The 18,456-nt window shown below is 59.4% G+C and carries 11 protein-coding genes, 4 tRNA genes and 1 pseudogene; 11 read left to right on the forward strand and 5 right to left on the reverse strand.

Annotation, left to right across the window (positions count from 1 at the left end):
* Window positions 1–38: 38 nt before the first annotated feature.
* Window positions 39–959: a recombination-associated protein RdgC gene (gene rdgC, locus C6Y56_RS08465; protein ID WP_169429491.1), complete on the reverse strand. Its 921-nt coding sequence runs from the start codon at window positions 957–959 to the stop codon at window positions 39–41.
* A 159-nt stretch (window positions 960–1,118) separates the two neighbouring features.
* On the opposite strand from rdgC, the gene C6Y56_RS08470 reads away from it, so the two are divergent.
* The 4 genes from C6Y56_RS08470 to C6Y56_RS08485 all read left to right on the forward strand — a co-directional run bounded on the left by C6Y56_RS08470 (window position 1,119) and on the right by C6Y56_RS08485 (window position 1,653).
* Window positions 1,119–1,194 (forward strand) — tRNA-Val (locus tag C6Y56_RS08470).
* A gap of 20 nt (window positions 1,195–1,214) precedes the next feature.
* Window positions 1,215–1,291, forward strand: a tRNA-Asp gene (locus C6Y56_RS08475).
* A gap of 190 nt (window positions 1,292–1,481) precedes the next feature.
* Window positions 1,482–1,557, forward strand: a tRNA-Val gene (locus C6Y56_RS08480).
* A 19-nt stretch (window positions 1,558–1,576) separates the two neighbouring features.
* Window positions 1,577–1,653, forward strand: a tRNA-Asp gene (locus C6Y56_RS08485).
* Window positions 1,654–1,798: 145 nt separating this feature from the next.
* On the opposite strand, the gene C6Y56_RS08490 is transcribed toward C6Y56_RS08485, so the two are convergent.
* Both C6Y56_RS08490 and C6Y56_RS08495 read right to left on the reverse strand, forming a co-directional pair.
* Window positions 1,799–2,935, reverse strand: a complete 1,137-nt coding sequence (locus tag C6Y56_RS08490; protein ID WP_169432608.1) for a catalase family protein — start codon at window positions 2,933–2,935, stop codon at window positions 1,799–1,801.
* Between the two features lie 26 nt (window positions 2,936–2,961).
* A complete protein-coding gene (locus tag C6Y56_RS08495; RefSeq protein ID WP_169429492.1) occupies window positions 2,962–4,770 on the reverse strand; it encodes a di-heme-cytochrome C peroxidase in 1,809 nt (602 codons plus the stop codon).
* A 270-nt stretch (window positions 4,771–5,040) separates the two neighbouring features.
* Between C6Y56_RS08495 and C6Y56_RS08500 the strand changes: the two genes are divergently transcribed.
* The 6 genes and pseudogenes from C6Y56_RS08500 to C6Y56_RS08525 all read left to right on the forward strand — a co-directional run bounded on the left by C6Y56_RS08500 (window position 5,041) and on the right by C6Y56_RS08525 (window position 12,745).
* Window positions 5,041–5,757: an FKBP-type peptidyl-prolyl cis-trans isomerase gene (locus C6Y56_RS08500; RefSeq protein ID WP_169429493.1), complete on the forward strand. Its 717-nt coding sequence runs from the start codon at window positions 5,041–5,043 to the stop codon at window positions 5,755–5,757.
* A 294-nt stretch (window positions 5,758–6,051) separates the two neighbouring features.
* Window positions 6,052–6,507 (forward strand): YkvA family protein, encoded by a 456-nt coding sequence (locus C6Y56_RS08505; protein ID WP_065260414.1) that lies wholly within the window; start codon window positions 6,052–6,054, stop codon window positions 6,505–6,507.
* 114 nt (window positions 6,508–6,621) lie between these two features.
* Complete coding sequence (locus C6Y56_RS08510) at window positions 6,622–6,963, forward strand: helix-turn-helix domain-containing protein (RefSeq protein ID WP_007950435.1); 342 nt, start codon at window positions 6,622–6,624, stop codon at window positions 6,961–6,963.
* The gene (locus C6Y56_RS08515) at window positions 6,960–7,331 is read left to right on the forward strand and encodes a hypothetical protein (protein ID WP_003223109.1); all 372 of its coding nucleotides are present in this window, start codon (window positions 6,960–6,962) and stop codon (window positions 7,329–7,331) included. Before C6Y56_RS08510 ends, C6Y56_RS08515 begins: the two co-directional genes overlap by 4 nt.
* Window positions 7,332–7,739, forward strand: coding sequence for an SEL1-like repeat protein (locus C6Y56_RS08520; protein WP_169429494.1), 408 nt, complete (start codon window positions 7,332–7,334; stop codon window positions 7,737–7,739).
* Window positions 7,740–7,964: 225 nt separating this feature from the next.
* A pseudogene (locus C6Y56_RS08525) lies at window positions 7,965–12,745 on the forward strand (RHS repeat-associated core domain-containing protein).
* Between the two features lie 550 nt (window positions 12,746–13,295).
* Here the strand turns inward: C6Y56_RS08525 and C6Y56_RS08530 are convergent.
* A complete protein-coding gene (locus tag C6Y56_RS08530) occupies window positions 13,296–15,086 on the reverse strand; it encodes a bifunctional diguanylate cyclase/phosphodiesterase (RefSeq protein ID WP_169429495.1) in 1,791 nt (596 codons plus the stop codon).
* Between the two features lie 133 nt (window positions 15,087–15,219).
* The gene (locus tag C6Y56_RS08535; RefSeq protein WP_169429496.1) at window positions 15,220–17,304 is read right to left on the reverse strand and encodes a carboxy terminal-processing peptidase; all 2,085 of its coding nucleotides are present in this window, start codon (window positions 17,302–17,304) and stop codon (window positions 15,220–15,222) included.
* 181 nt (window positions 17,305–17,485) lie between these two features.
* On the opposite strand from C6Y56_RS08535, the gene C6Y56_RS08540 reads away from it, so the two are divergent.
* Window positions 17,486–18,448, forward strand: coding sequence for a zinc-binding dehydrogenase (locus tag C6Y56_RS08540; protein WP_169429497.1), 963 nt, complete (start codon window positions 17,486–17,488; stop codon window positions 18,446–18,448).
* Window positions 18,449–18,456 lie beyond the last annotated feature (8 nt).

An 18,456-nucleotide genomic window follows, 5' to 3' on the forward strand; every position in this document is an offset into this window, starting at 1 on the left:
GGTGGCGTTTGAAGATAACCCAAAGACTGCGCAGAGGCTTAGATGCCCTGCGGAGTCTCTTCGCCGCCCAGCGCTTCAACCAGCGCCGGCAGGAAGTCGCCGAACGTCAGCATCATCAGGGTGAAGCTGGCGTCCAGTTGACCGAGGGCTTCGTCGCCGCCGTCCTGTTCCGCCTGATCCTGCAACAGGTCTTCGAATTTCAGGCGTTTGACGGTCATCTTGTCGTCGAGCATGAACGACAGTTTGTCCTGCCAGGCCAGCGACAGTTGAGTCACAACCTTGCCGGTGCTCAGGTGCAGCTGGATTTCTTCGCTTGTCAGGTCCTGACGCTTGCAACGCACGATGCCGCCGTCTTCGTGGGTGTCACGCAGTTCGCACTCGTCCAGGACGAAGAAGTCCGGAGCGGCCTGCTGGGTGGTGACCCATTCGGTCATTACGGCAGTCGGTGCGGTTTTCACGGTCAGCGGGCGAACCGGCAAGGTGCCGATCACTTCACGCAGGGTGGAGAGCAGGTCTTCGGCGCGTTTCGGGCTGGCCGAGTTGACTAGGATCAGGCCCTGTTTCGGCGCGATGGCGGCGAAGGTCGACGAGCGGCGGATGAAGGCGCGCGGCAGGAACGCCTGGATGATTTCATCCTTGATCTGATCGCGTTCCTTCTTATAGACCTTGCGCATCTGCTCGGCTTCGATCTCTTCGACCTTTTCCTTTACGGCATCGCGTACGACGCTGCCCGGCAGAATGCGTTCTTCTTTACGGGCGGCGATCAGCAGGAAGTCACCGCTGACATGCACCAGTGGCGCATCTTCGCCTTTGCCGAACGGCGCGACGAAACCGTAGGTGGTCAACTCCTGGCTTGCACATGGACGCGCCAGTTTGGTGGCCAGTGCAGTTTCCAGCGCCTCGGCATCGACAGGCAGGTCTTGGGTCAGGCGATAGATAAGCAGGTTTTTGAACCACATGGGGTGAGTCTCTCCTTTATACAAAGGGGGGCATTATTGTCTTCGCCGGGTCATAGGCCAACCCTTCTCTAAGCCTTTGGAAGGGCTAAGAAAATTAATTAAAAAAGTGCTTGCCAGAGGTTGGGTCGCTCCGTAGAATGCGCGCCACACCGAAGCGAAGGGTGATTAGCTCAGCTGGGAGAGCGTCTGCCTTACAAGCAGAATGTCGGCGGTTCGATCCCGTCATCACCCACCATTCGTTTCCAAGTGTTTAGCGCAGCGGTAGTTCAGTCGGTTAGAATACCGGCCTGTCACGCCGGGGGTCGCGGGTTCGAGTCCCGTCCGCTGCGCCATATTCGGTAATCTGGAACACTGAACGCCAGGTCACCACGGAAAAACCCGCCAAGGCGGGTTTTTTTCTGCCTCGAGTTGTACATGCGGGATGTGTCGTTTCACCGGTTTTCGGATTTATTTGAAAAAAACTTCAATTAAATCAACACATTACGAAAATCTGTGGCATAATGCGCCCCGTAACGAAGCGAAGGGTGATTAGCTCAGCTGGGAGAGCGTCTGCCTTACAAGCAGAATGTCGGCGGTTCGATCCCGTCATCACCCACCATTCGTTTCAAGCGTTTCGCGCAGCGGTAGTTCAGTCGGTTAGAATACCGGCCTGTCACGCCGGGGGTCGCGGGTTCGAGTCCCGTCCGCTGCGCCATATTCGATAACCTGGAACACTGAACGCCAGGTCATCACAGAAAGCCCGCCCAGTGCGGGCTTTTTGCTGTCCGGGATTTGGCTTTTGCCGGGCCTGACCACCAGAAAGCGACCTTTGACGGTCGCTTTTTTCGTTTCTGGCGCTGCTATTGCGCCGAGTTGCGACTGTGCCGGTAATCACTCACCGCTTCATACACCGCCTTGCGCAAGCGGTTGATCCCGCCAATCGGGCGATGGGCTTCGATGCCGAACCAGGGATTGAACGACAGGTTGTCGCATTGCAGGTTCAGGGCCGGGGTATCGAAGTCCTGCGGGGGCAGGGTGATTTTGGCTACGGTCTGGAATGGACTGTCCTGTTCGCGCCATTCGATGCTGGTGTCTTCGATCGGCATGAACCGATTGGCGTCCTGGCGCTGGATCTGCAACACAAAACACGCAGGCACCCGATCCGTGGACAGTTGTTGATTCAGCGCACTGCGCAAAAAGTTCGGCAGATCCTGGTTTTGCTTCGGCAGTGTGTAGGCCGGGCAGTTGTCCGGATCCGGCGTCACCCGAAACTTCGCATTGGCCTCGCCGAACTTGTAGGGCGAAACCGAAAAGTAGGTCGTACGTGTCGGGCTCTCTGGCGGCGGAGAAAGCGTTGCCAGCGCAATGAGCAAATGCCTGACCTGCCAGGTTCTCGGGTCCCAGCCTGGGAAAAACGCCATGACTTTCTTGCCGTCAGCCTGCGCCGCCACATTCTGACGATACTCGGCGACATCGCTGACAAAGAAGTTCGGGTGACTGAACATCACGAAATCCTGCTCGTGCAGGCCCTGACGGTCGCCCAGCAACTGTTTGCCGGGCACATCGAGCAGTTTGATCGCCATGCCCCGGGCATCGCGGATGCTATCGAACTGCGGGTAGGCGTTGCCGTTGGACAGGCGCATCGTTGCCTGCCATATCTTGCCCGGCTCGCTGAAAACACCTCGGCGCAGGTCCTGAGTCAGATCCGGCAGCACTTGCACGTCGGCCTTCACGCAACCGTGGGCCTTGGCATGGGCGTCGCGCAGAAAACGCGTGCTTTCCCGGTGCTGATCGACAATTCGCACGGCAGTCTGGATCACGTCTTGCGTCATCGCTGCTTCTCCGTCCGGAATCTGCTCCAGTGCCGATACCGGCCCCCGGTGCTGCCAGGCGAACCAGGCGGTTGCCAAAGCCCAGCCGATCAGGCCGATCAACAGCAAAAGCAGCAGGGTTTTGCCCAGCAACCGTCCCAGCCACAACCAGAAACGTGACAGCATCGATGGCTTCTTGAACGAATTGAAGATCATGGCAGTTGCGCCTCCAGCGGTCCGCCCAGCACTTTCAAATATTCCAGCAGCGCCCAGCGCTCCTCCGGCTGTAACAGCCGCCCGATAACCCCGTTACCGCGCTCGCCGGCGCGGAATTCGTGCCCGCTGTTGTGGTTGCCGGTAATGCGGGTGTCGAACAGGAACGCGTTGGTAAAGGCTTCGGTGCGGTAGCCCAGATGCCGAGGGTCGTATTCCAGAGTGCCTTTATAGAAAGTCGTGGAGCGTTCATCCTGCGGCGACAGCAGTTGATACAGGCTCGGTACCGAGCCGTTGTGCAGGAAGGGCGGGGTGGCCCACACGCCAGCGAGCGGGCGAGCCTTATAGGCGACATTCTCGCGTACGCCGATGGGCAGACCGAAACCGTCGAGTTTTGGTTTTTCCTCCGCTGTGACGCCCGCTTCACGATAAGCACGGTTTTCAACGAATGCCGTCACGTAAGCCAAGCCCTTGGCCACGGATAACTGGCTGAGGTCCAGCGGCTCCTTGGGCGCGGGATGCAGTTTCACGTCCATCTGCTCAAGTTCTGCCGGATCCCATTGCAGGGCTGTCAGGTCGAAACGGTGGTTGGCGATGTTGTTGGCTGCGTTCGGATCGGTGCCGATGACGTCGACGGGCAGCATGGGCAGATGCTTGACCCAGCGTTCGCCTTCTTGCGTCGCCCGCGGGACGTGGCAGCCAGCACAGTTTTCGGCAAACAGGGCGCGTCCCTTGGCTGCCAGTGGTTTGTCGACCTTTCCAAACAGTTCTTCCGGCCATTCGGGTGGCTGAAGTTTTTGCAGGGTTTCTTCGATCTTGTGCAGATCGCGCACGCGCACGCTCGATGCATAACGTTCATCGCCCTGCAGCGGCTGGCCATTGGCATCGAAGAAATTCAGGGTCGCGCCAACCCCCAGTGCCTCGCCGATATTGCGTGCCATCGGCTGTTGCGCCGAGCCGTTCCACTGCACCCAGTCGAACGTCCACATGTCCCACAGTTGCGGGTAATCCACGGGAGCGTTGGCCACGCGGTAATTGATCGGGGAAATCGCGTCGCCGAAGGTCGCATTGGCGATGCGACCGAATGCATCGGTGCGCCCCGGGCCTTCCTCGGTGGGATAGAGGCCGCGGTGAGTGTCGTTCCATGCCACTTTGAGGAAGGTGTTCAGCGATCCTTTGAAGTCTTTGCGCAGTTGTTCGTGGCGCGCGTCGTATTCTTCGCCGAGAACGGTGCGGGCGAACCGCTCGAATTTCCAAGGGTTGTAGTAAGTGGAGGCCAGACTGGCGACCAATGCCTGTCCGAAACTGCCGCCACGCAATGTAGGAACGCTGGAAGGCAGCACATGTTGAGCCGAGCCGCCGTCGATGCGCAGGGCCTGACCGTTGAGATGCAGTTCACCGGTGTGGCAGGCCGCGCAGGTGATGTCCAGATATTGCTCGGCGCTGCCGGGATTTTGATGCCGGGTGAATCCCACCGGGAGATTCCCCGGGTTACTTGGCGTGGCTTTCTGCTGCGGATCGACCAGAAAACCGAAGCGTGCAAGGTATTCCGGCGAGGCGAAACGTTGCGGCGAAAACGGCAGCTCCAGAGCCTGGAACCACTCATAACGCAGGCCTTTTACCTGAGTGCCTTGCGGCGTGAAATAGTAGGTCTGGCGCTCTTCGTCGGTCCACTGGTTCAGGTAATGCACCTGTTTTGCAGGCGCGGGGAAGGGCAATCTCGGATTGGCGACATAGTAGAGAACCACCGCCAGGACCAGTCCCAGCAGTACCACGATCAGCGTCAGCACACGGAATAAGAGGCGCAAGATGAACATCCTTGTCGAGTTGTTGCGCTGTTATGCCTCAGCCGAGTGCTGTGCGGCAAGTGGCCATTACGCCAAGTGTTGTGGGAAGGGGCGTCGGTCACTGTCAGGGCAAGATGACAGAAGCTTCACCCTGCCTTTGCTCAAATGCTTTTTAATCCCTGAACTTATCGGAGGATTCCTGCTCTCATGCCGGTAGCCATTGGTCGTGGCGGCCTGATAAGCTCGCGGCTTTACTCGATTGCCCTTTCGGCGCATGAACAAGGAAATAGCATGAAACAGCATCGGTTGGCGGCGGCGGTAGCCCTGGTTAGCCTGGTACTCGCGGGTTGTGATTCGCAGACCAGCGTGGAGCTGAAAACCCCGGCGCAAAAAGCTTCCTACGGCATCGGCCTGAACATGGGCAAGAGCCTTGCTCAGGAAGGCATGGATGATCTGGACTCCAAAGCGGTAGCCCAGGGCATCGAAGATGCCGTCGGCAAGAAAGAACAGAAGCTGAAAGATGAAGAACTGGTCGAAGCTTTCGCTGCGCTGCAAAAGCGCGCCGAAGAGCGTATGGCCAAGATGAGCGAAGAGTCGGCAGCCGCCGGCAAGAAATTCCTCGAAGAAAACGGCAAGAAGGCCGGCGTGACCACCACCGCTTCCGGTCTGCAGTACGAAGTGATCAAGAAAGCCGACGGCCCACAGCCTAAGCCTACCGATGTCGTGACCGTTCACTACACCGGCAAGCTGACCAACGGCACCGTATTCGACAGCTCCGTCGAGCGCGGCAGCCCGATCGATCTGCCGGTCAGCGGTGTGATCCCGGGTTGGGTCGAAGGCCTGCAACTGATGCACGTTGGCGAGAAGTACAAGCTGTACATCCCTAGCGATCTGGCTTACGGCGCACAATCGCCAAGCCCGGCGATCCCGGCCAACTCGGTTCTGGTCTTCGACCTGGAACTGCTGGGTATCAAGGATCCAGCCAAGGAAGACGCCGCAGCCAAGTAATTGGCCTCGGTTTCGATAACAACGCCTCGCTAATGCGGGGCGTTGTTGCATCTGGTCGACGCCCGGCGTAAACAGAGCGAACCGACAGGCGTCATGACAGTCCTAGACTTTGTGGCTGGCTGCACTAGACGCCCTGAGCCGCCAAGTCAATGAAATATTGGGGTTTTTTATGTGAGTAAAAAACGCCCGATCTGAGCGCGGCCCTTATGAACCGGGGCTCTCAGCGTTGAAATGCAGCTCTGTTCACAAGGTTATCCACAATTTGTGTGGATAACATTTCAACGGGAGAAATAGATGAAAGCTCCGTGGAATTTCGCCCGATTCCTGCCATTGGCCGGACGACTCCTGGCCCGTGGCCGTTTGCCGACGCTGTTGTTTGCCGTGGCCAGCAAAGGCGCCGCTCAAGGCAATCGTCTGGGCAAGTTGAAGGATGACCTGCGTCTGCTTCAAGCACTGTGCCTGGCGTACTGGCGGGGTGAGTATCGCGCGATCAGTCCCAAGGCCATCGTTTCGGTCGTTGCGGGCCTGATGTACTTCCTCAGTCCGGTGGATGCGATCCCGGATTTCATTCCCGTTTTCGGCATGCTCGATGACATCGCCGTCCTTGCCTGGCTAATGAAAACCCTCGACGACGAACTCAGTGCATTCCGTTTGTGGCGCCAACGGCAGGCACCGGAAAAGCTCAGGGTTGTCGAGCGTCTGCCCGATACGCCCGAACAACTTCAGCTTCAGGGGCCGAAAAAGTCCTGAATCGCGACAGCCTCTTATACAGATAGATACCCCCCACGACCTTGGCCGCTGTTAGGATTACACTTCTAGGGAAAAGTGCCGACTCGTTAAGTGTTGTTGTCCTACGGGGTAGTCATGGATATTCAGATAATTGCACGCGATGGCGAGCCCGAGTATGCGGTTCTGCCATGGGCTCAGTATCAGGCTCTACTGAAAGCAGCAGGCATTAACGAAGCACCGTCGCAACCGGCTCCAGCGCCGCTTGCGGCCACACCGGACCCGATTCTTCCAGGTCTGGATCAGTTACGCAGTTTGCGCGAAGGGAAGGGCATCGCCATCGAGGCGCTCGCCCGCACGGTAGGCATCAGCCCGTCTTACCTGGCCATGATCGAAAGCGGAGAGCGTCTGCCCGACGCTGCAATTCGCCGCAGCCTGGCCTGGGAGTTGACGGTGCCAGGGTGGAGGGAACAATCGTGAGCGTACGCATCAGTCGTCAACATTGGGACGGATTGCTGGGGGAGCTGGACCAGGCGCGCAGGCAGCGCCATCTTCTGACCTATCGAGCCTTGCTCGAGCGTCTGCAATTGCCCACGCCGGCGATGCAGACACTGACCGCTGCACTGGAGCATCTCGCCGCTCTGGACGCGAAAGCAGAACAACCGTTGCGCAGTTCGCTGGTGATCAGCCAGGGCGCCAGTCGCCTGCCACGCACCGGTTTCTTTGAATGTGTCGAGCGTCTTGGGCGCTTTTCCGGGCCGTCCGATGGTGTTGCCGCTGCTTCATGGCATGCCTCGGAAGTGGTGCGGGTCTTTGAGTACGAATACCCGGAATCGGCGGAGGCCTGAGTGTTTTTACGACTCAAGGCGCGGGTCAGTTACTGGCTCGCCCGCAGGCTCTTTCACTGGTCTTGGTTTGTCCGTCAGCCCCGAGGCTGGCGCTGGCTCGAAGGGCAGTTTGCGCGCATGGCCAACCTGGGCGATGTCGGCGCGCAAAGTTTTTACGGGCACATCCTGACGTTTCGCGGCGTGGGCCTGGGTGCGCGTGAAGAAGGTGTGCGGTTGTTGCGACTGGCGGCGCTGGCCGGTGATGGCAAGGCGGCGTATCAAGTCGGTGTCATCAGTCTTGCAGGTACGCCGAGCAAAGCGCCAGATCCTTCGGAGGCCGCTCGTTGGTGGACCATGGCCGCGCAGGCCGGGCATCCGCTGGCCGAGCTCAAGTTGAAAGAACTGGTCGGCCGGGACGCTTCTCGATAAACAAATCCGGTGTTCCGTGAACGGGGCGTGAGGGAAACCTCCCGCCCCGTTCTTGCGTCAGCTGTTCGATAAAGATCAGTTACAGACTTCTCCTACATCCCTCGCCTACTCGCCTGACTTCTTTTCTGATTGATCCCCCGCAAAGTCCTTCGCCTGATTTTTGCGCGAGGGAACGCACATGCTCGACCCGGTTTTTCGTTTCGCCATGCGCATGGGAATGCGCTGATGGATGCCGTCACCCGCATCGAGCAAGAACTCGACAGCTTTCCCCGCACCCTCGATCTCTATCGCAAACAGCTGAAGCACTGGCTCAGCCGCTCGGCAGACGGCGTCAGTCATGCGGCTGATCTGCCGTCGCTGATGGGGATGGAGCGGATCATCCGTTTCGGCGAACACGGCACGGCGGTCGCGATTGACGACAAGCGTTTCTCTTCGGCTGTCGTGCAATGCCCGGCAACCGGGCGAATGGAGATCGAGAGCAAGTTCGAGTCGGTGTACGACATTCCGTTGGGCGACATCGTTGTTGATGTCGTGGCGGTGGATGGCGGCCAGGTCAAGTCCGTCACGCTCGATGCTCAGGGCAAGGGTTTGTTTACCGGTGAGGCAGGCAAGTTCTACCGGGTAGTGGTGCACGGCGAGGCCAGCGAGAAGCAGGTTGATGCGCTGTTCGAGTCCTACGATGGTCTGACCCGACAGCTGGATAGCTGGCTGCGCAGCGAGTGGCAGGGCTTCAGGCCGCAGTGGTCGCAGTCGGTGGCGACGGCGGCGGGCAACGGCATGCTGGCCGGGAGCTGGGCGGCGATCGAGGGGGCGTGGGACAGCATCGGGTTGCTGTCGGAGATTCTCAAGGATCCTCTCGAGTTTGCTGGGCGCTTGGGAGATGGCGCGACGACGTTGGCCGAATTCGCAGTGTCGATGCCGGAAAAGATGGAGCAGCTCCAACTGCTCGTCAGTGACGAGGCCGCGCTGTGTCTGTTGTTACGCACGGCCAGTTTGTGGCTCGAAATGCTGCCACCCAGCGAAGTCGCCGGGAAAACTGCCGAGGCGGTTTCGATGGTGGTGGTGCAACTGCTGATCGATGTGTTGATCGGTGTTGTGCTGACCTTTGTCGGCGCCGGGGCGGGGATTGCGTATCTGACCTTGCGTCTGGCGGAGCGTGGCGCTCAGTTGCTGTCGGCGGTGACGCGCCTGGTGAAGGCGATGTTCGGCATTGTCAGCACCTTCATCGGCTACGTGAACCAGTACAAATCCGTCGCCGCGCGGGGCATCGCCGCCGGGGTGAAAAAGGGCCGCATGCAACTGCGTTGGGATGCCCGGCGCAATGCCTCCCTGAAAAAAGACGAGCACCACGACGACACGCCGGATCAGGCGAAGAACCCCAACGGTGACAGTGCCGATTGTGCGCCGCGGACCTGCACCAACGGCTGTCCGGTGTCGATGGTCACCGGTGAGGAATTGCTGACGCTGACTGACGGCGTGCTCGACGGGCTGTTGCCGTTCGAGTTCAGCCGCTTGTATCGCACCAGTGCGGCCGAGATCGATGTCGGGCTGGGGTTTGGCTGGAGTCATTCGCTGGCGCATCGGCTGGAGGTCGATGGTGCTTCGGTGGTCTGGGTCGACCATGAGAACCGGCGCACGCGGTTTCCATTGCCGAGCGTCGAGCGGCCGGCGATTCACAACAGTTTGTCGCGGGCGGCGATTTTTCTCGGGACGAGCCGGAGGAACTGATCGTCGCGCTGGCGGGGGACGCGGCGCGGTTTTATCACTTTCGGGCTGGACGTCTTACCGCTGTCAGCGATGCCTATGCGAATCGTCTGACGGTGCATCGGGATCATTCCGACCGGATTCAGCGCCTGGATAACGGGGCCGGTCGTTCGCTGCTGCTGCGTTACGAGCGGGCGCATCTGGTCGCCGTCGATTATCAGGTTTTTTGTGAGTCGGCCTGGCGCACCGAGCAGACGCTGGTCAGCTACCGCTTTGATGCCCGCCATCGGTTGATCGACGCGACCAACGCCGTCGGCGAGAGCGAGCGTTACGACTACGACGACCAGCACGTCATCCTGCAACGGCAATTGAGCGGCGGCGCGAGCTTCTTCTGGGAGTGGGAACGTGCCGGCAAGGCGGCGCGTTGCGTGCGGCACTGGGCGTCGTTTTCGCAGATGGACACGCGTTACGTCTGGGATGACGCCGGCAGCGTCACGGTGCATTACGTCGATGGGACTGAAGAGACCTACGTCCACGACGACACGGCGCGGCTGGTGCGTCAGGTCACCGCCGACGGGGGCGAGCAGCTCAAGGCCTACGATGCTCAGGGCCGGCTGATCGCCGAGCAGGATGCGCTGGGCGCGGTCACCGAATACCGCTACGACGACGTCGGACGGCTGATCGCGCTGATTCCGCCGGACGATGCGCCAACGTCCTACGAGTACCGCCACGGTTTCCTGCACAGCCGTTCGCGTGGCGATGCGGTGTGGACGTACCGGCGCAATGCCCAGGGCGACGTCACCGAAGCGGTCGATCCCGACGGCCATGTCACCCATTACTACTACGACCCGCAGGGGCGGTTGCTGTCGATCCGTTATCCGGATTCGGCTCGGCATGTGTTCGTGTGGAATGACCTTGGGCAACTGGTCGAGGAAAGTCTGCCGGACGGCGGGGTTCGGAAGTTTTCCTACGATGCGCTGGGGCGGCGGATTACTGCGCAGGACGAACATGGCGCGATCACCCGCCACGCCTGGGACGCCGTTGGCCGGCTGATCCAGACCACCTCGCCGACCGGTGCCACCCGTGCCTGGTCCTACAGCGCCTACGGCCAGGTCACCGCCGAACGCGATGAGCTGGGGCGGATCACCCGCTACGAGTATGACGACGACCTGCATTTGGTCAGCCGGCGGATCAACCCCGACGGCACGCGGATTCAATACCGCTACGACCATGCGCAGCTGTTGCTCACGGAAATCGAGAACGAGTCGGGCGAAAAGTACCGGCTGGACTACACGCCGACCGGACTGATCCGACAGGAAACCGGCTTCGATGGCCGGCGCACCGCCTACGCCTACGACCGCAACGGTCATCTGCTGGAAAAGACCGAGTTCGGCGACGACGGCTCGACGCTGGTCACCACTTACCAACGCGACAGCGCCGGGCGCCTGCTGCTCAAGACCCTGCCGGACGGGGTCGAGGTCAGCTACCGCTATGACCGTTTGGGCCGTTTGGTCGGCGTGGATGACGGCCAGGATCACCCGCTGGCCTTCGAGTATGACCTGCAGGACCGCCTGGTGCGTGAGCATCAGGGCTGGGGCACCCTGCGTTACACCTACGACGCCTGCGGCCAGCTCACTCGCCTGCGTCTGCCGGACAACAGCAAGCTCGATTACCACTACGCCAAGGGCGGCGCGCTGACCGCGATCGACCTCAACGGCGCCTTGCTCACCCGCCACACCTGCCAGAACGGCCGCGAGCAGCAGCGCCAGCAAGGCCTGCTGCTCAGCGAATACTCCTACGACGAACAGGGCCGCTTACGCGCCCACGCTGTCGGTCATCAACGCAGCGCGCTGTACCGCCGCGATTTTGCCTACAGCGCCAACGGCAACCTCGAACACATCGCCGACACCCGCCACGGCCAGCGCAGCTACCAGTACGACGCCCTCAACCGCTTGATCCGCGTACGCCACACCCGCGACGACCTGCCGGAAAACTTCGCCCACGACCCGGCCGGCAACCTGCTGATGCAGGACCGGCCGGGCCCGACCAGCATCAAAGGCAACCGCCTGCTGATGCAGGGCGACCGCCACTATGACTACGACGCCTTCGGCAACCTGATCCGCGAACGCCGCGGCCGCGCGCAACAACTCGTCACTGCATACCGCTACGACAGCCAGCACCGCCTGATCGGCCTGACCCGTCCCGACGGCACCACCGCCAGCTACCAGTACGACGCCTTCGGCCGGCGCATCCGCAAGAGCGTCGACGGCCAGACCACCGAGTTTTTCTGGCAAGGCGAGCACCTGATCGCCGAGAGCAGCAAGGAACAGCACCGCAGCTTCATCTACGAACCCGGCACCTTTCGTCCGCTGGCGCTGCTCGACGGCAAAGGCCCGAAACGCGCCTGCCCGTTCTACTACCAGCTCGACCACCTCGGCACCCCGCAGGAGTTGACCGACTACAGCGGCGACATCGTCTGGTCAGCCAAATACAGCGCCTACGGCAAAGTCACCTCGCTGGAGCTCGCGACCGAGGACTACCTGGACCAGCCGCTACGTTTTCAGGGGCAGTACTTCGATGACGAAAGCGGGCTGCATTACAACCGGCATCGGTATTACGACCCGGACGTGGGACGGTACCTGACGCCGGATCCGGTGAAGCTGGCTGGGGGGCTGAATCAGTACCGGTATGTGCCGAATCCGACGGGGTGGGTGGATCCGTTGGGGTTGAGCTGTTCTTGCCCACCGCCGACCCCGCGCCGTCCAATGCGATACGAAGCCGGTCGAGTGGTCGTCGAAGAGGGGGCGCCCCCTCTGCCAAAGATGACAGCACAGGAGCGGCGGGCGAGGATTGATGAGGTAGCCGAGGAAAACGCCAAGCGACGGGTAACTGAATATGAAGACCGTTATGGTATGCACACCGTCAAAAAACATAGCTCTGAAATTCCTGATAGGGCGGTTAAGCAGCGAGCCATCGATGGTACTGATCCTCACACTGGCGTCACTCCAACACCGCCCAGAGGAAATCCAAGCTCACAGTTTCATAACTGGCGAATGCATTTGGGTGCATTAAACAAGGCGATGGCTAGGGATAAAAATGGCTTAATCATGCATACGGGAAGGGATCAGAATGATATTCCTATAGTTAGATTTGAATTGCCTGGGGCAGGGCGGGGGTATAGGCCGAAGAGTTCAGATCCGCAAAATCCGATTTTGAATGAAAATATGAACTGGTTTGAAGTTAAGTTTGATAGGACGAACACGCAGGAGCCATTTACTGGCTTCCCGTCGGAGAAAAGATGATGTTGAAAGATCCGTATATGAATGAGCGCTTCGAACCAAGATTTACTTGGTTTATTGGCGTTTTTGATGTTTATGATCGAGAGGAGACTCGAGGCCTAGAGCTCGGTGTATATAATCCGAATGTTCCTGAGGATAGAGAGATTCTCATCAGGAAGTACTGTCTGAACCTGCCATACCTATCATATAGGCATAAGCTGGTTTTGGTTGAGGCCTTAGAAGCGGCGTTAGGTGATTCAAACTATGATTTTAGTAGTCTTTTTGAAATAGACGAGTGCGAAACGTGTAGTTGGCCTAGAGGTGAGTGGTATTCGTTAGACAGTTCGCGTTGTTTTTTTAAGGAGGTCTACCGTTTGGCGAGAGATGTCTGGAGGGAAGACCTTGAACTCGCAGCGAGTGAGGATAGATCCATATGGTGAGTACGACTGTTTTTATGAAAATAAACAATAGATGTTGTTAGTTTTTTGCTGAATTGGTGTCAAGGTAACTAGTTAGTTGCGTTAACCTACCCTTCGCGTGCAGCCCTGATTCCACGGTGGATGTAGTCTGGGGCTCAGCGTTGACCGATTAGTTGCGGAGAATGAAGGTTGGGAGCGGCAAGGCTATCAATCAAATGCACGCTGTACCCCGGAACATTCTTCGCATGATGCTTCGCCTGCGAAGCCATTTCCGCCAACTGACTCGCATCCAGTTGCGTACACGCTTCAGGATGCAAATGCACCACGCCAATGGACAATGAAAGCAGAGGAAACTCTTGGCGAATCCCTTGGCGATTCGGCGCAACAAAACACCCAGCCTCGAGGTGTTCGGGGCGATAAAACCGTCGGCATTGGCTCTGGAAATCATCAAGCAATTGATTGAGCCGTTTGCGCCAATCCTCCGGACCGAGCACCAACAGGAAATCATCTCCCCCGATATGCCCGACGAAATCACGGGACGGGTCGACGCGTTCGTTGAGGCATTGCGCCAGACACAGCAACACCTCATCCCCACGCCCATACCCATAGATATCGTTAAAGGGTTTGAAGCTGTCGATGTCGACGTAGCAGATCACCGATTCCCGCCCCTGTTGCAGAAGGCGAGTCAAACATTGCTGAATCGGCACATTCCCCGGCAGCAACGTCAGCGGATTGGCATAACGGGCCTGCTGGATTTTCAGTTCGGTAATCAGTTTGAGCACATCGATCACCCGGCCCAGGCCCAGGTAACCGCCGTTGAGGGTGATGATGAAGTCTTCTTCGATGCGTTGCCGGGCGCGGCTGGTGATCAGGCGGCTGACCTGTTGCAGCGACTGGCTCATTTCCACGGCGAGGAAGTCGTCGTTCATCAAGCGGCTGATCGGTTTGCGGGCGAAGAGGTCGGTGGCGAACGGCTTGAGCAACGCATCGGACAAAGAGTGACGATGAACGATGCCGCACGGCTGACCCAGTTCGTCGAGTACCGCCAGCGAGTTCAGGTTGGCCTGGCGGCGGAAGGCCTCAAGTACGGTGGCGGTCGGCGTGTCGCGATTCACGGCCGGTTGGTCGTTGAGCAGGGCGCTGAGGTCGCTGCCTTCATCGTTCAGCGCAACGGCGCTGCTGTCGTGTTTGGGCATCAAGGCCCGGGCATCGCGCGGTGGGTGTTCCTGAGGGCGCCCGAGCAGATAGCCCTGGACCAGATCCACACCCATCTCGGTCAGCACCGCCAACTCTTCCGGCAGTTCGATGCCTTCGGCAATCACCTGGGCCCGGGAGGCCTTGGCGATTTGCAGGATCGATCCGACGAACTCGCGCTTCAATGCGTCCTGGTGAATGCCGTCGATAAAGTGCCGGTCGATTTTCACGTAGTCGGGACGCAGCTCCGACCAAAGGCGCAGACTTGAATAACCCGCCCCGAGATCGTCCAGTGCAATGGAAAACCCCATCGCCCGATAGTGATGCAGCGCAGTTTGCAGCAACTGGAAATCATCGATCGGCGTCTGTTCGGTGAGTTCGATCACCACCTGGCTCGGCGGAATACCAAAATCCTGAAGCAGCCGCAGCGTGCGCCCCGGCTGGTGCGCGGCTTCGAGCAGAGATTCGGGAGAGACGTTGAGAAACAGCTTGCCCGGCAATTGCTGTTCGTTGAAACGGCGGCAGGCGCTATGGCGGCAGGCGATTTCCAGTTCGCTCAAGCGTCCGGCCTGACGGGCCACGGCGAACAGGGCGATAGGGGAGTGCAGCGGGCTGTTGGAAGGACCGCGAGTCAAGGCTTCATAGCCAAGAATGCGTCGTTCGGAGAGGCAAATGATCGGTTGGAACAGGCTGTGCAAACCGCTTTGAGTCAGGATCGAGCTCAAGGCACTCAGCTGTTCGGTCGTGGTCATGGCAATCTCTGGCGATAAAAAAGGACTGGGAGCGCTCTCGATGAAGAGAACCGCTCCCAGTCCTTTATTGCACGACAGAATGATGACTGTTTGATGACGATCCGGGGATCGTCAGCATTAAATTGCCATCACCTTACTTCTTGGCCACCTGATTGCTCAGCTTCAAGTAATCCAGCAGCACGCGCCCGGTCTCGCTCAAGTAGGCGTCGTCTTCCGGTTTGACCTTGTCCGGCTCGGCGGCTGCCAGAGCGTCTTCGTCTTCTTTCTTCAGCTCTTTGAGCGGTTCTTCGCCTTTGGCCTTGCGACGGATGTTCTCCATCGCCAGTTGCTTGGCGTCGATGTCGGCGTGCTGGGCACGGCGTTCGGCTTCATTGAGGCTGACGGTTTTTTCTTCCAGCAGCTTCTGCGCCAGGGCCAGCTTGTCGCGGATGAACACGAACTCCGCGTCCTTGGCAGAACGGGTGTCATGCTCGGATTTCAGCTGGGCCAGGAACGGCTTGAACGGATCGCTCGCCGGTTTGATCGCCGCGCGGATGGTGTCCCATGGCATGGCTTCCGGCAGGGCGCTCTCGCCGATTTCCTTGGTGTCGATGATCGACGGGTAGTCGATGTCCGGCAGTACGCCCTGATGCTGGGTACTCTGACCGGAAACCCGGTAGAACTTGGCCAGGGTCAGTTTCAGTTCGCCATGGTTCAGCGGCTGGATCGTCTGCACAGTGCCTTTGCCGAAGGTCTGGCCACCGATGATCAGCGCGCGGTGGTAGTCCTGCATGGCGCCGGCGAAGATTTCCGAAGCCGAGGCGGACAGGCGGTTGACCAGCAGCGCCATCGGGCCTTTGTAGAACGCACCCGGGTTTTCGTCTTCCAGCACGTCGACCCGGCCATCGGCGTTACGCACGAGTACGGTAGGGCCCTTGTCGATGAACAGGCTGGTCAGCTCGGTGGCTTCCTGCAGGGAACCGCCGCCGTTGTTGCGCAGGTCGATGACCACGCCGTCGACTTTCTCTTTCTGCAACTCGGTCAGCAGCTTCTTGACGTCGCGAGTGGTGCTCTTGTAATCCGGATCACCGGCACGGAACGCCTTGAAGTCCAGGTAGAAGGCCGGAATCTCGATCACGCCGAGCTTGTAGTCCTTGCCGTCCTGTTTGAGGCTCAGGATGGATTTCTTCACGGCCTGGTCTTCGAGCTTCACCGCTTCACGGGTGATCGGCACGATCTTGCTGGTCTGGTCGTTCGGCGCATTGCTGGCCGGGATGACTTCCAGACGGACCACGGTGCCTTTCGGACCACGGATCAGCTTGACCACTTCGTCCAGGCGCCAGCCTACTACGTCGACCATCTCTTTGTTGCCCTGGGCAACGCCGATGATCTTGTCCGCCGGTGCAACCTGTTTGGTCTTGTCGGCCGGGCCTGCCGGCACCAGGCGCACGACTTTCACTTGATCGTTGTCGCTTTGCAACACGGCGCCGATGCCCTCGAGGGAAAGGCTCATGTTGATGTCGAAGTTTTCCGCGTTATCCGGCGACAGGTAGTTGGTGTGCGGATCGTAAGACATGGCGAAGGTGTTGATGTACGCCTGGAAAATGTCTTCGGCACGGGTCTGGTCCAGACGCGCCAACTGGTTCTTGTAGCGCTTGGTCAGGGTTTCCTGGATCTGCTTCGGCTCTTTGCCGGCGATCTTCTGCCGCAGCACTTCGTCCTTGACGCGTTTGCGCCACAGGTCATCGAGTTCGGCGGTGGACTTGAGCCACGGGGCGTCCTTGCGATCAATCAGCAAGGTTTCATGGGTGGTGAAGTCCATCTTGTCGACGCCTTTGTTCAGCTCGGCAAGGGCGAAGTCCAGACGCGCCTTTACGCGGTCCAGATAGCGCTTGTAGATGGTGAACCCGGCGTTGAGGTCGCCGCTCTTGAGAAAGTCGTCGAACTGGGTCTTCCACTTGTCGAATTCGGCGATGTCGCTGGCCATGAAATAGCTGCGCGACGGGTCGAGCAGCTTGATGTAGCTGTCGTAGATGATCACCGAGCGCGCATCGTCGAGCGGCGGCTTGCTGTAATGGTGGCGCTTGAGCAACTCGACGACGTTCAGACTGGCGATCACTTCATCGCGATCAGGCTGCAACTTGTCCCAGCTGTTGGCTGCGAATGTACTGCCCGACACCGGCAAGAGGCCGATACCGATGAAAAGAGCGAGGGCGGTGCTGGGGAGCAAATGCTTCATGCTGATTCGACGCGGGGACAATTGATAACGCATATTAGGCCGTCTTTGAAGTCGCCGGTACCTCTGCGCTCTGTACGATCATTGCTGTTCAGCGATCGTTCAGACCCCAGGGCCGGTCGCATAATGCAAAAAGCCCGGCGCTACAGCTTCGGGCTCAGTCCAGACTCACTATGGAGGCACTGTGAAGGCATTGCAAGGCGTTGAAGGTCAAGTGGCATGGGTTGATGAACCAAGTCCTACGTGCGATGTAGGACAAGTTCGCATCCGGGTGGCGGCAGCGGGCCTCAATCGCGCGGATTTATTACAGAAGGCGGGGCTATATCCACCGCCACCGGGTGCCAGTCAAGTACTGGGTCTTGAATGTTCCGGGGTGATCAGCGAGGTCGGCGCCGGCTCGTCGTGGCAGGTCGGTGATCGGGTCTGCGCCTTGCTGGCCGGGGGCGGGATGGCCGAAGAAGTGGTCGTCGACGGGCGGCATGTGTTGCCGGTTCCGGAAGGTGTATCGCTGATCGAAGCCGCAGCGTTGCCCGAGGTTTACGCGACCGTCTGGCTGAATGTGTTTCAACTCGCTGCGCTCAAACCGGGTGAGAAAGTTCTGCTGCATGCCGGCGCCAGCGGCATCGGTTCTGCCGCCATTCAACTGTGCAAGGCGTTTGGCAATCCATGCTGGGTGAGCGTCGGTTCGGCCGAGCGCCTGGCTTACTGTGAAGCGCTGGGTGCTCAGGGCGGCGTGGTGCGCACTGATGATCTGGAAAGCCTGCGGGATTTCGGGCCGTTCGATGTGATTCTGGACCCGGTCGGCGGCCATTATTCGGCGCTGAACCTGAAGCTGATGGCTCAGGATGGACGCTGGGTACTGATCGGTCTGATGGGCGGCCGCGAGGCAAAACTGGATCTGGCCCAGGTGCTGGCCAAGCGCGTGCAACTGCTGGGCTCGACCCTGCGCAGCCGTGACGATCAGTTCAAGGCCGATCTGTTCAGCGATCTGAGCCAGCACGTGTGGCCACTGTTTTCCGAGGGGCGCCTGAAGCCTCAACTGGCCAAGACCTTTGCGATCAAGGATGCCGAGGCGGCATTTGCCGAGCTGGCGAGCAACACGGTAGCCGGGAAGCTGGTGCTGGTAATCGACGACAGCCTGAGCTGATCATGGAT

This window comes from Pseudomonas fluorescens (assembly GCF_012974785.1).
GTDB lineage: Bacteria > Pseudomonadota > Gammaproteobacteria > Pseudomonadales > Pseudomonadaceae > Aquipseudomonas > Aquipseudomonas fluorescens_BT.